The organism is Leptolyngbya sp. O-77 (assembly GCF_001548395.1).
Lineage (GTDB): Bacteria > Cyanobacteriota > Cyanobacteriia > Elainellales > Elainellaceae > Thermoleptolyngbya.
This window is the reverse complement of the sequence record NZ_AP017367.1, coordinates 3,159,969-3,172,765: the sequence shown is the minus strand read 5'-3', so window position 1 is coordinate 3,172,765 and position 12,797 is coordinate 3,159,969. Positions and strand designations below refer to the sequence as shown.

10 protein-coding genes are annotated in these 12,797 nt (G+C 57.6%); 3 read left to right on the top strand and 7 right to left on the bottom strand.

Translation table 11 applies throughout. The features are described from left to right. Positions 1-409 precede the first annotated feature (409 nt). The 3 genes from O77CONTIG1_RS27980 (at position 410) to O77CONTIG1_RS13500 (ending at position 4,786) form a co-directional block, all read left to right on the top strand. The gene (locus tag O77CONTIG1_RS27980) at positions 410-628 is read left to right on the top strand and encodes a hypothetical protein (RefSeq protein ID WP_286132318.1); all 219 of its coding nucleotides are present in this window, start codon (positions 410-412) and stop codon (positions 626-628) included. A 92-nt stretch (positions 629-720) separates the two neighbouring features. Next, positions 721-3,156, top strand: coding sequence for a DUF3536 domain-containing protein (locus tag O77CONTIG1_RS13505; protein ID WP_068511344.1), 2,436 nt, complete (start codon positions 721-723; stop codon positions 3,154-3,156). Between the two features lie 145 nt (positions 3,157-3,301). Next, positions 3,302-4,786, top strand: coding sequence for a TldD/PmbA family protein (locus tag O77CONTIG1_RS13500; RefSeq protein ID WP_068511342.1), 1,485 nt, complete (start codon positions 3,302-3,304; stop codon positions 4,784-4,786). 177 nt (positions 4,787-4,963) lie between these two features. On the opposite strand, the gene O77CONTIG1_RS13495 is transcribed toward O77CONTIG1_RS13500, so the two are convergent. From O77CONTIG1_RS13495 to thrC, 7 genes are all read right to left on the bottom strand, one after another. Then, positions 4,964-6,355, bottom strand: coding sequence for a DUF2330 domain-containing protein (locus tag O77CONTIG1_RS13495; RefSeq protein ID WP_197673186.1), 1,392 nt, complete (start codon positions 6,353-6,355; stop codon positions 4,964-4,966). 12 nt (positions 6,356-6,367) lie between these two features. Beyond that, positions 6,368-7,363, bottom strand: a complete 996-nt coding sequence (locus O77CONTIG1_RS13490; protein ID WP_068511338.1) for an RnfABCDGE type electron transport complex subunit D — start codon at positions 7,361-7,363, stop codon at positions 6,368-6,370. A gap of 102 nt (positions 7,364-7,465) precedes the next feature. Continuing rightward, entirely contained in the window at positions 7,466-8,014 is a 549-nt protein-coding gene (gene def, locus O77CONTIG1_RS13485; RefSeq protein ID WP_068511336.1) for a peptide deformylase, read from the bottom strand. A gap of 62 nt (positions 8,015-8,076) precedes the next feature. Beyond that, positions 8,077-10,032, bottom strand: a complete 1,956-nt coding sequence (locus O77CONTIG1_RS13480; RefSeq protein WP_068511335.1) for a M48 family metalloprotease — start codon at positions 10,030-10,032, stop codon at positions 8,077-8,079. Positions 10,033-10,104: 72 nt separating this feature from the next. After that, positions 10,105-10,659 (bottom strand): DUF2996 domain-containing protein, encoded by a 555-nt coding sequence (locus O77CONTIG1_RS13475; RefSeq protein ID WP_068511333.1) that lies wholly within the window; start codon positions 10,657-10,659, stop codon positions 10,105-10,107. 289 nt (positions 10,660-10,948) lie between these two features. Next, positions 10,949-11,224 carry a ubiquitin-like small modifier protein 1 gene (locus tag O77CONTIG1_RS13470; protein ID WP_068511331.1) on the bottom strand — a complete coding sequence of 92 codons (276 nt, stop codon included), beginning with the start codon at positions 11,222-11,224 and terminating at the stop codon, positions 10,949-10,951. Between the two features lie 92 nt (positions 11,225-11,316). After that, positions 11,317-12,624, bottom strand: coding sequence for a threonine synthase (gene thrC / locus O77CONTIG1_RS13465; RefSeq protein WP_068511329.1), 1,308 nt, complete (start codon positions 12,622-12,624; stop codon positions 11,317-11,319). Positions 12,625-12,797: the final 173 nt, after the last annotated feature.

Below are 12,797 nucleotides of genomic sequence, written 5' to 3'. Positions count from 1 at the left end.
AGAATTTCAAAGACCCATAAAGACTCAAGTGTCATAAAGACTCAAAGGTAAGGACTCAAGCGCGATCGCCCCTTTGCCGCTTCAGGAATTTTTCAAAGCCTGCTCTGAAAACTGCTCTAGAAATGCCCTGAAAAAATATCCTGAAAGATTGCTTCGACTGTCCACAGATTTCTGAATGATCCCCGGATTTTAAGATGATTTGAGCAATCATCTGATCGAGTGAATTAGTTCGTTCGATGCTTGATTTTTGAGCTTTTGCAGACTGGATGATTGGCCAACTTGCTCGCTAGAAGCTGATCCCCAGCCGCGCCCCCAAATCAACGTGCGATCGCCCAGCGTTGCAACCCCTTTGCAATGTCCCAGAGCAAGCCGCGATGTATTTGGGTTCTGTAGATTTTGGACACGTTGCATGACTTTTGCTCGCCACGATTCTCGATCCGAATTGGCTGCTTTAGCGTTTCAGACCGATAGTTTACGACTCAATGACTTAGCCGATCCCGCGCTCAATCGGCAGTTGCACACCGACCCACCTGCCTGCGACACCCAGGGACAACGGTCAGAAACAGGAATCTACGTGACTGTCCACGGGCATTTTTACCAGCCGCCCCCGCGAAAACCCCCTACCTGAACGCCATCGAGCGACAGCCCAGCGCCTCGCCTTACCACGATTGGAACGAGCGAATCCACTACGAGTGCTATCGCCCCAACGCCTTTGCCCGTGTGCTAACCGACCAGGGTGACCTGCTGGGGATCGTCAACAATTACGAATATCTCAGCTTCAACATCGGCCCAACGCTCATGAGCTGGCTAGAGCAAGCCGATCCCGAAGTCTATCAGCGCATTCTAGAAGCCGACCGCAAAAGCTGCGATCGCCTGGGAGGACACGGAAATGCGATCGCCCAGGTCTATAACCACATCATCCTGCCCCTAGCCAACGACCGCGACAAGCGCACCCAGATTCGCTGGGGCAAGGCCGACTTCCGAGCCAGGTTTGGGCGCGATCCTGAAGGCATGTGGCTAGCAGAAACAGCAGTCGATTATCCAACGCTACGAATTCTGGCAGAAGAAGGCATTCGCTTTATCATCCTGGCCCCATCTCAGGCCCAGCGCTGCCGCCCCCTGCCCACGCCCGACGAGCGCGATCCCCACTGGATCGAAGTCGGCGGTAGCCAGATCGACCCCGTGCGCCCCTATCGCTGCTTTTTGAATTCGCTCCATTTCCAGCGCGACGGCATCCTGGGGCAAGACGCTTTGGGTGAACCGGGCACCAACCCGAACCCGGCTGATACACCCTACATCGACATTTTCTTTTATGACGGCCCAATTTCCCGTGACATGGGCTTTAACGACGTACTGAGCAGTTCCGAGCATTTTGTCGGACGCATCGGGCAGGCCGTGCGCGGGGATCACCGTCCCGCCCAGTTAATCTCGGTGGCAACCGACGGCGAAACCTTTGGACATCACAAAGGGGGCACGGAGAAGGCGCTGGCCTATGCCTTTACCCACGAGTTTCCCAAACGGGGCTGGCTGGTGACGAATTTTGCCCACTACCTCAGCCTGCACCCGCCCACCTGGGAAGTGGAGCTAAAGCCCGTGACGGCGTGGAGTTGTTCCCACGGGGTCGATCGCTGGCAAGACGACTGCGGCTGTGGCGGGGGCGGCGAGTGGCATCAGAAATGGCGGCGGCCGCTGCGGGATGCGCTGGACTGGCTGCGGGATCAGCTAATTGCAATTTACGAACAGTCCGGTGGTTCGTTTTTCCGCGATCCTTGGGCGGCGCGGGATGGCTATGTCGCTGTGTTGGGGGAGCGTTCTGATACGGTTCTCGATACGTTTTTCGCAGCTTACCAAAGTCACGATCTGACACCGGCCGAACGGGTTGAGGCGCTGAAACTGCTGGAAATGCAGCGCCACGCCCTGCTGATGTATACCAGTTGCGGCTGGTTTTTTGAAGAGGTGTCGCGGCCGGAGGGCACGCAGATTTTGCGCTACGCTGCCCGCGCCTTGGAACTGGCAGAAGACCTTGCCGCAGTTCGCCTGGAGCCGGAGTTTGTCCGTCGTCTGGGGGCAATCCCCAGCAATGTGGAGCAGTTTGGCAACGGCGCGGAACTGTATCGCCAACTGGTTGCGCCTGCCCGCATCACGCCAGAGCAGGTGGTCGCGCACTATGCCATCAGTTCCCTCTTCCACAGCTATCCCCAGGAGCAGCGTCTCTATTGCTATAACGTCCAGCGATTAGACTATCAGCTTCGCCGCATGGGATCGCTGACGCTGGCTCTGGGGCAGGTGCAGTTGACCTCCGAGATCACCCGCGAGGTGGTGAATCTGGAGTTTGCGGTGCTGCATCTGGGCGGCTGGGATTTTCACTGCTGCATTCAGCCCGCCAGCGGTCGTCGCGCCTATTTGCAATTGCGGGATGAGTTGTTTGAGGCGCTGTCGCTGGCCAGCGCGGCGCAGGTGATTTTGGCGATGACGCACACCTTTGGCGATTGCCCCTTTAGCCTGCAAGACCTGTTCGCTGAGGAACGCCATCGGCTGATGCACCTGCTGAGTCAGGAAACCCTGACCCGACTCGATCAGCTCTACACCCAGGTCTATCGCGACAACTACGGCGTGCTGCGGGCGTTTCATCGGGATGCCCTGGAGCCGCCCCGCGAGCTGCAAGTGGCTGCCGAAATTGCGATCGCCCATCGGCTGACCCACTCCCTGCAAGCTCTAGAGCGCGAAACCTCTGATTTGCCCCCCACCAATCCCGAATTGTGCGACAGCTATTTGTCGGAACTAGAGGCGATCGCCGCCGAAGCCAACCAACTCCACTGCCATCTGACAGTGACCCCAGCCAGACAAATCCTGGAGCGGCTGATCCTGCGGCTGCTGTGGCAAGCTCTCAACGAATCGGAACTGGACACCTTGGAGCCAACGCTGGTCTGGATTGAGCAACTGCTGGTCATCAGCGAGCAGCTTCATCTGGGACTGGCGCTGGATCGAGTGCAGGAGTTGTACTGGCGATCGCTCCACCGCTACCTCCTGCCCCGCTGGTCTGTCGCACAGCAACACTCTGATGCGGCCGCCAAAGCTGAACTGGCGCTGCTTCAACCGCTGCTGTCGCTAGGCAAGTTGCTGCGGATTGAGGTTCCGCTGGGGCTGCTGGTGTAAGCCTCGCAGAGCGGTGTTGCCCTTGCTGCAACCACATCACCAAGCCGCATTGCAAACAGGGCATGAGAAACCCAACTCTCACTCCCTAAGCTTCCTTGCTAAACTGTGAGAAACGCCGACTGCCGCGCCCTGAGAGGACTGCCTAATGCTATTGACCAGCCTGCCCGATACGCTGCTTACCCCTGCGAAGCTGCCGAATCTGAGTTATGCCGCGCCGCGCGATCGCTTTGATGAGTCGTGGGATGCGCCGCTGTCTACGCTGTTGGGGCTAGGTCGGGCGGCCGGAGCCGATTTTGTCGAGTTCTTCCTGGAACGGGTTAACTATATTAACTGCCTAGCCGAAGACGATACCATCACCAGCATTTCGCCCAGCTTGACCACGGGCGCGGGTGTGCGCGTGTTTCGCGGCAAGGCCGACTGCTACGTTAGCACCAACGACCTGACCTTTAGCGGGCTAAAGCTGGCGCTAGAAAAGGCGTTGTCTATCATGGGGCTAGAATTGCCCAGCGGCAATGCGTTTATCCCGGAAGTGGTGCTAGAGCCGCTGCGCGACTATGGCACGCGCAAGGGCAAGGAAGCTTGGCTGGAACAGTGCAGTTCAATTCGCGAGATGGGCGAAATTTTGCTGGCAGCGAGCGATCGCCTCGGCAAAAAAGCCAGCCACGTCCAGTCGCGCCGCGCCTCCTACTTTCGCGACTGGCAGGAAGTGCTGGTGGCGGCGAGCGACGGCACCTTTGCGCGAGACATTCGCCTGACGCAATCCACCGGGTTTAGCCTGCTCTGCGCCGATGGCGACCACCGTGCTTCTATTGGTCAGCGCGTCGGCAGCACTAGCCAGCCCGATTTTCTCCGCACCTGGGATATGGATAGCACCGCCGAAGAAGTGGCGGAGTCTGCCGGAAAAATGCTCTATGCCGATTATGTCGAGTCCGGCACGTACCCCGTGGTGATGGCGAACCACTTTGGCGGCGTGATCTTCCACGAAGCCTGCGGTCATTTGCTGGAGACGACGCAGATTGAGCGCAAGACTACGCCCTTTATCGACAAAAAAGGGGAGAAGATTGCCCATGAAGCGCTGACCGCTTGGGACGAAGGGCGATCGCCCAACGCCTTTGGCACCATTGATATGGACGATGAGGGAATGCCCACCCAGCGCACGCTGCTGATCGAAAACGGCATCTTGAAAAACTTCCTGAGCGATCGCGCTGGGTTTATGCGAACCGGACACCCGCGCACGGGCAGCGGCCGCCGCCAAAACTACACCTACGCCGCTGCTAGCCGAATGCGGAATACCTACATCGCGCCGGGGCCGCACTCTCTTGACGACCTCTTCGCCTCCATCGACAAAGGGATTTACTGTAAAAAAATGGGCGGCGGCAGCGTCGGTGCAACGGGTCAGTTCAACTTTGCAGTGGACGAAGCCTACCTAATCGAAAACGGCAAAATCACCAAGCCCCTCAAGGGCGCAACTCTGATTGGCGAAGCGGTAGAAATCATGCAGCGCATCTCCATGTGTTCCCAAGATTTGGGGCTAGCGGCGGGCTTTTGCGGCTCCATCAGCGGCGGCATCTACGTCACCGTGGGTCAGCCCCACCTGAAGGTCGATGCCATTACGGTTGGGGGACGGTAGCTTAAACAGGAGGTCGGGTGCGGACTTGTGATGGGATGAGGAGATCAGGAAAGTAACTGGTCAGGAAAGTAACTCATCAGGAAAGTAACTTAGGGAAAGTAACTTAGGGAAAGTAACTTAATCGCTACCGAGCCTGCCCGATCTGACTTATCCCGTTGCCATTTCACCCGCGCTGTTCTATCGCTCCATAACTCGCCCTATCAACTGTTGCAATTGTGCCACCAAAGGCAGTGCCGGAAATTGCTCAGCCCGAATCTGGGGCAACTTGTCGCGGATATGGCGGATATTCCAACCCGTGAGGCGGGCGAGGGTCTGGGCTTCTTGCTCGAACCGTTGTCGGAGCGATCGCCGATATTGCCGCCCCGCTTCACACGCCATCTCGCCCGTATAGGGATGACGCAGGATATAGCGCCCCTGAAACAGGGTGCGGTTGTTGGTCTGCTGAAAAATCAGGTCTTCCGGAAACTTATCGCGGGTATAGCGCACATGCAGCCGCGTGATGAATACGTTATTGGGCATGGTGTTGGGCATCTCCGGGCGCGTCCAAAACACCCCCGCCTGCCGCAGTTCCTCTGGCGATAGCGGCTCCGCCGAGCAGGGGTCGCAGCTTCCCATATCCCAGGCGTATTCCAAAAACGCCACGTTTCGCCCCTCGCGGGTGTAGCTGGTCTGGAATATGGCTTTGTAAAAGTCGCTAAATTCGTCCTTCACGTATACCGGAATTTCTGCATCCGACGGCACCTTCACCGTGCGATAGTTGCTGACTTCTGCCTGTCCTTCCGGTGACAAAATGTAGACCAGCAAATCCTGAGAACTGTCGGCGTTGACCATGCCCAACCGCAGCGGCAGCATAAATCGGGGCGATTCGTAGGTCATTTGCAGCGGCCGCAACGCCTGATAGCTCGAATTTTCGTATTCCTCCAGATTCACCTTGGCCACAAAGAACTTCATCCGCTGGCGAATGTAGGGGCGCAGCAGTTCCCGTGCGCCTTGGGGGATGCGGTAGCCGTTTTGCACCAGCCAGGTTTCCAATCCATCGGACTCGCGGGCGCTGAGGATCAAGATATCGTACTCGCCGACGGTGAATTGTTCTTCTACCGTCACCCCTAGCGCCTGGTTGCTGTGTCCAGCCCGACCTGGAGCGGCACTTTCCATCGCAGGAGCCGCCATTGGGCGATTCCAAAAGATAGGCGGAGCGCACGGATCAGGGTCGAAGTATTCCACCAGTCTCGGTGCGCTAAAGGAATCGAGCCGCTCGATAATCCGTGAATCGACGATTTGCACCTGTTCGCGCTGCAAGATCACGGGAACCGGAACGACCATCGCAAAATCTTTGACATCACCCTGGTAGTCATTGGCCATCGTAAGAACCGTGCGATTTCCGCTGCGGGCGATCGCCACCTGAGAAGCCTGGTTATACAGCTTCGCATCGGCTTTTGCCACATAAAACCCACAAAATGCCAGCGCTCTGGATGAAACCGTGAACGTCAGCAGGAATGCTATGAGGGCGATCGCCCACACACGAAAAGACCGCAAATAGGTCATTGAATGATTAAGCAGAGATTTCATATAAACACCTATTCAGGAACGTATTTTTGTCGGAAGGGTGGATGGAAAAGACAACGGTAGATGCAGCGCCGACTGCGACCACTCAAACCGGGCGGCGGGCAGCAGCCAGTCCAGCAGCAGACTCAGCGGAGCCAGGGCAAACAGCGCCCAAAAGGGAGCCGTGGAGATGAAAAAGACATTTCGCAGGATAAACGTTAGAAGTGCGATCGCCCCGGCCCAGATCAGCCGTCCTGTGCGGGAATTGGGAATCGTGCGCGGGTCGGTAATCATGAACAGCGCAAACACCAGCAGCGAGCCACTGGTGAGCCGATGCGCCCACACGTCCCACGTCCAGCCCAGCCATAGATTTCGCCCGGACTCTAGCACCGCATAGCTGCCCAGAAACGCCGCCGACGTGTCCCAGCGCCCCACCTGTTGCAGCACCAGCCCGCCTGCTCCCAAAAACAGCAGTCCATACCAACCGCTCTCGCCCCACTGCCCCGGCGAAACCCACGCATCGCCTGAGAGCATCAGCGCCATGACAATGCCAAAATTGCCGGGATTAAACACATGCTTGCCGCGCAGCCGCAGCAAAAATTTGCTGGCGATCGCCCCCATCACCGCCAGCGCCATCGTCAGCGGATGATCAACCCGCAGCAGCAGGCTCATTCCTAGTCCCGTCACCAGCGCACTGGGCAGACTAGAGAGAATTTGGGGATTGCGATACCGCAGGGCGATCGCTCTCCAGCGCTGTCCTATATTATCTGCCGGTTTATTATCTGCCGGTTTATTATCTGCCGGTTTATTATCTGCCGGTTTATTATCTGCCGGTTTATTATCTGCTGCTGTTTCTGGATTTGATAGCTCTGGTGGATAAAATACTGCCCCACAAAGCGCCTGGGTAATGAGGCAAGTGGCGATCGCCGTTAGCACCACCACCCAATTCAGCGACCAATCCCGCGTGCCCACCCCCAGCAGCAAAAACAGGGCGAGAAAGCCAATTTGATAAAGCCTCGCGTCCTTTTCCATCGACTGTTTTCATTGCAACGTTGGCAGCTATTATGTCGTGCTGCTACGATGGCTGATGGTCTGTTTCAAATTTTGTAACCGCAGGTAAGTTACAGCATTCCCCTACGACAGCAGCTTTTGGTATTCCTGCTCGGTGATCAGGTCGCGAGTGGTTTCGACCCGATCGACAAATACCTGTCCATGCAGGTGATCGACTTCGTGCTGGACAATGCGGGCGACGAAATCGGTGAAGACCTGACGGCGCAGATTGCCGTGGCGATCGCCATATTCCACCTCGATTTCTCGATAGCGGGGCACGAGGCCGCGAATCCCTGGCACGCTGAGGCATCCCTCCCAGCCCTTCACCGTTTCGTCAGAATGGCTGAGCAGGCGTGGGTTCAGCATGGGCAGTGGCTCCATCTCCGGCGCATGAGGATAGCGCGGATTGGGACGCGACGCAACGATGACCAGGCAAAGGGGCTGACCGACTTGGGGCGCAGCGATGCCCACGCCGTTTGATGCGTGCATCGTGACCAAGAGCTGATCAATGAGGGCTTGCAGGGCGGGATCACTGGGGGAGGCGATCGCCCGCGCTGTGTCTCTCAGCTCGGGATTGCCCAACTGCAAGATTTCCAAGAGAGAAGTGTTTGAAGACTCGGCAGCCTGGGTCATAGTCGGTTAGAGAGTTGCAAACTTGGGTGGAGGGGATCGCCTGCTCTGATCTAAGGCTGAAGCTAACGACTGGGGCGGCGCTCGGCGGTGGGCTTGCGGAGGCGCGTCAGCCCTAGTTCGGTCTGCACCCGCAGGCGCATGGCGGCGTGGCGGTCGATGCCTTCGTAGGCGTAGCGGTTGTACCCGTTCTGGCGGATCTGGCGCTCGATGTTGCGCTGTCGCTCACGGGTGTCGGGGTGAGTGGAAAGCCATTCAAAGGGGGCGACTCGCCGCTCTTGTTTTTCCAGCGTCACCATCAGCCCGTGCAGCCCGTCCGCTGCGTAGCCTGCCGAGGCCAGCAGTCGCGTCCCAAAGGCATCGGCCTGGCGCTCCATGTCGCGGCTGTAGTTGAAATAGAGCAGGTTTGCCGCATAGCCGCCATAGGGAATGAGCTGGAAGGCGTTGCCTAGGGTGTTGGCATCGACCGCAAGCTGAAAGCCATGCGACAGGGACGTGTGGGCGAGTTCGTGGGCAATTAGTCCGGCTAGTTCTGCTTCTGATTGGGCTTTCAGGATTGCGCCCGCATTGATGAAGATTTTGCCGCCCGGCAGTGCGAAGGCGTTGAGGCTGCGATCGCGGATGATGAAAAACTCGTACTCAAATTCCGATCGCCCCGTCATCGCGGCGAGGCGCTGCCCAATGTCGTTGACGTAGGCATTCACCGCTTCATCCTGAATGAGCGGCAACTGGCGGGCAGCACGACGGGCGATCGCCTCTCCCACGTTCTCTTCGCCCCGCAGCAGCGCGATTCCGGTCTGAATTGAAGAGATGGGGCCAAACAGGTTGCCCGTCAGCGCAAAGCCCAGCGCCCCAGTCAGCAAGTTGGCGATCGCCCCGGCTCGCAAATCGCGCTCCAGCCGATTGCGGAAGGTTCTGGCGTGCTGAGCCGCCAGCGCTTCAAACTCCGCCGCTGCCGGATCATCGGGATACATCAGGGCAAACTGCCGCGCCGCGATCGCCGCTTCCACCAGTTGTCCGTTGGTTGCCAGGGCTGCCACCCGCGCCTGTGCCAAATCTGCCGAATCGGGATACAAACCCACTGCCCGCTCCAGCACCGCCAGCGCCTCGTTCGAGCGATCGCCCGCTGCCAGCACCTCGGCATAGCGCAGATGCCCCAGCACAAACTCTGGATGCTGCTGAGTCAAGAGCCGCAGGGCAGACTCCATGCGCGGACGAGAATTTTGCAATCGCCCTGCCTCTGCCTCGCGCCAGTAGACCTGCCCTTCAGGCGGCAGCGCCTCCGGATCGGTGACCAGCGGGGGCACTTCGACGACATCCACTTCATCAAACGGCGCTTTTGCCAGCCGATAGCGGGCTTCTGCCTCCCGCCGCAGGCCCATCTGCCACAGCGCATCCCCCTCTCGCAGCAGTTCCAGCGCTACCGCTGGGTCAATCGGAGCAGCATTGGGTTCCGGTGCGGCGATCGCTGGCTCAATGACTGGCTCAATGACTGGCTCAATGACTGGCTCGGCGACTGGCTCCGTAACGACTGGCTCGACTGGTTCCGTCAGCGCATCCAGTTCAGGGTGCGGCTCCGCAGATGGCTCACCGGCTGTGTTCAGGGTTGGCGAAGGGTCTGGATTCACCTCTGTCTGGTCAACCCGTTCCCCTGCCACGGCAGACTCGTCAACTGCGTCGTCCAGCAGAACCTCGGCAAGGGGAGAAATTTCGACGGTTGCTCCAAATTCTTCCAGCACCCAAGCCGATGAGGCATTGGCAAGGCTGGCTGAGGCTCCGGGCAGCATCGACGGAGGATCTGCCGAAGCTTCAGTGACAGGCGGCCCTGGCCAATCGGGCGCTGAGATACCCTCAGCCGCTACAACCTCTGAAACAGGCGCGACTGAAACGGATGCAACCGGCCCCAACGCATCGGGCGCATCGGGCTGGGCTGCGATCGCCCCCTCCACCAGCGCTTCCGCTAGGGACAGCGGGATCGCTAGAAGGCTGCATAGCCAAAGCCGACGTAGAAGAGATGACATGGCGATCGCCTCCTCAGCGTGTTATGGGTCAGAAACGTTTCGCTGCGACGCGCTACGAAGTCAGGGCTGACGCTAGTTGCCCACCAACCACTTCTGCCCGTTCAGGCGCTGCAACGTGTAAAGCACCATCAAATCCAGCGTTACCTTGCGTTCATCAATCATAAACGACTCTAGCAGGCTGGGGCTTGCACCATTTCCAGCACAGCTAAAGACCTTTTGCCCCTGGATATCTTCCTTCACAAAGCCCACCAAAAACTGGTGCTGTCCGCCTTGAAACTTGCCCTGCACCTGCCAGCAAGCGCCGAGTTCTTCCATGCCCTTGATCGGCAGCGGCAGCTTCTCAAATTTCAGATCCAGATCGTTAAAACCTGCGGCCGCCATCGCCTGCTTCAGGTTGGGCATGTAGTCCTGCGTGATAAAGTCCGCGAAGGGTTTGTCTTCCAATGCGGGCGGCTTTTCCTTCTTGGGCTTGGCAGCAGGCGCTTCCCCATCCGCAGACCGAACCTTGGGTTCGCGGGGCGGCTTTGTTTCGGCGGGTGCTTCTGCGGGCGCTGCAGATGCAGGAGTAGGCTGCCCCTCAGTCGTCGATGTGGCTTCAGCCGGAGGATTGGTTGCTTCGTCTGGCATGGCTATCTGCAATCAGTCGTCATAAATTACTCCCATAGTACCGGGTTGTCACCGATTCAGAAACGGTTCGCCCTGCCCAACTGCCGTCAGAATTTCTGAGGCAGGCGATTAGAATTCTCAACCGTTATGCTGAGTATGCGGAGAACATAAATCAATAAAAGGTGAGCCAGGACATTGCCCAACTCACCCCAGTAGACTTCATTTCAAATCGCGGATCTGGACGCGGAGCAATCCCGATCCCTGGTTACAGACAAGTTGAGCAAGAGGGGCGATCGGAACCTCAACGCATTTAGCCGCCAGCCACAGCAGGCACAATGCTCACTTCATCGCCTGCATTCAGCGCCGTGTTTGCGCCGTCCAAAAACCGGATGTCTTCGCTATTCACATAGAAATTCACAAAGCGGCGGAGCTTGCCTTCGTCATCACACAAACGGGCCTTGATCCCCGGAAATGACGCATCCAGCTTATCCAGCAATTCGGCGATCGTCGCGCCGTCTACTTCCACAGTGGCCTGATTCGCAGTGAACTGTTGCAGCGGAGTAGGAATAAGAACTTTGACAGACATGGCATTAAAGCATGGGGTGAAAGGAGTAACTAGGGTGACAGGGTGTTGGGTTTAGGCGCAAGTGGTCTGGTTTCTAATCCCTACCCCGACATTTAAACTGTGACCTGCTGCCATTCCAGGCGGCCCAGCGTTTGCGCCCGCTCCAGCGCCCGTTCAAAGCTTTCCAGCTTGGGTTCGATGGTGAGGGGTTCGCCGATGTAGCCCTGGACGGCTTCCTGAGTCTTTAGTCCGTTGCCCGTGATATAAGCAACAGTGGTCTCGTCATGGTTAATCTTGCCTGCTTCGGCTAGCTTTTTCAAAACGGCGATTGTAGTGCCGCCTGCGGTTTCAGTGAAGATGCCTTCGGTTTCGGCCAGTAGTTTGATGCCATCAACCACTTCCTGATCACTCACTGATTCAATATTGCCATTAGTCTTGCGGGCAATGTCCAGTGCATACACCCCGTCTGCTGGGTTGCCAATAGCAATGGATTTGGCAATGGTGTTGGGTTTGACGGGGGTGATGAAGTCGCGGTCTTCGCGGTAGGCCTGGGCAATAGGCGAGCAACCATCTGCCTGAGCGCCGCTGAAGCGAACGTTTTTCCCTTCTACTAGGCCGACCTTGGTGAATTCCTGGAAGCCCTTATAGATTTTGGTGAAGAGAGAACCCGAGGCCAGCGGCGCAACAATGTGGTCAGGTAATTGCCAGCCAAGCTGTTCAATGACTTCATAGCCGAGGGTCTTAGAACCTTCAGAATAGTAGGGTCGCAGGTTGATGTTGACAAATCCCCAGCCGTGGGTGTTGGCGACTTCCGAGCAGAGACGGTTGACTTGGTCGTAGTTGCCATGAACGGCCATGACCGTGGGCCCGTAGATCAGCGTACCCAGGACTTTGCCTGCTTCCAGGTCAGAGGGAATAAACACGCAGCAGTCTAGGCCAGCATGGGCGGCGATCGCCGCTGTCGAGTTTGCCAAATTTCCGGTGCTGGCGCAGGAAACGGTTGTAAAGCCCAGTTCCCGTGCGCGAGTCAGCGCCACCGACACCACCCGGTCTTTGAAGCTGAGGGTGGGCATATTCACCGCATCGTTCTTGATGTAGAGATTTTTAATGCCCAGGCGACGCGCCAGACGGTTTGCCTTCAGCAGCGGCGTAAAGCCCGTGCCCACGTCAATCAGGTTATCCGTTGCAACGGGCAAGAAAGAGCGATAGCGCCAGATAGACTTGGGGCCGGCTTCGATGGTTTGACGGGTCACGACTTTGCTGAGGTGGGCGTAGTCGTAGGTCACTTCCAGCGGCCCGAAGCACAATTCGCAAACGTGAATTGCCTTTGCTTCATACGCTGCACCGCACTCTTTACACTTCAAGCCAGAAAAAGCAGCAGCGGTGGAACGGGTTTGGGTGGGGTGGGTTGCCAGCGTCATGGAGGGGTCTCGTCCTGTGATATCTCGTTCGGTTTGCGTGAAATGAAGTCTGGGAAGGGGTTACAGGTTTCCTTCACCCAATGCAAGGAATCGTAGCATGGGCAACAAACAGCGTCAAATATACCCGACTTTTTTTATCGGGATTTGATTTGAACTCGAATGTCACGACGTTT

Bases quoted from the DNA above. Each gene is read 5' to 3' on its own strand.
- O77CONTIG1_RS27980 (WP_286132318.1), top strand. From the start codon at position 410: ATGACTTTTGCTCGCCACGATTCTCGATCCGAATTGGCTGCTTTAGCG.
- O77CONTIG1_RS13500 (WP_068511342.1), top strand. From the start codon at position 3,302: ATGCTATTGACCAGCCTGCCCGATACGCTGCTTACCCCTGCGAAGCTG.
- O77CONTIG1_RS13495 (WP_197673186.1), bottom strand. From the start codon at position 6,355: ATGAAATCTCTGCTTAATCATTCAATGACCTATTTGCGGTCTTTTCGT.
- O77CONTIG1_RS13490 (WP_068511338.1), bottom strand. From the start codon at position 7,363: ATGGAAAAGGACGCGAGGCTTTATCAAATTGGCTTTCTCGCCCTGTTT.
- def (WP_068511336.1), bottom strand. From the start codon at position 8,014: ATGACCCAGGCTGCCGAGTCTTCAAACACTTCTCTCTTGGAAATCTTG.
- O77CONTIG1_RS13480 (WP_068511335.1), bottom strand. From the start codon at position 10,032: ATGTCATCTCTTCTACGTCGGCTTTGGCTATGCAGCCTTCTAGCGATC.
- O77CONTIG1_RS13475 (WP_068511333.1), bottom strand. From the start codon at position 10,659: ATGCCAGACGAAGCAACCAATCCTCCGGCTGAAGCCACATCGACGACT.
- O77CONTIG1_RS13470 (WP_068511331.1), bottom strand. From the start codon at position 11,224: ATGTCTGTCAAAGTTCTTATTCCTACTCCGCTGCAACAGTTCACTGCG.
- thrC (WP_068511329.1), bottom strand. From the start codon at position 12,624: ATGACGCTGGCAACCCACCCCACCCAAACCCGTTCCACCGCTGCTGCT.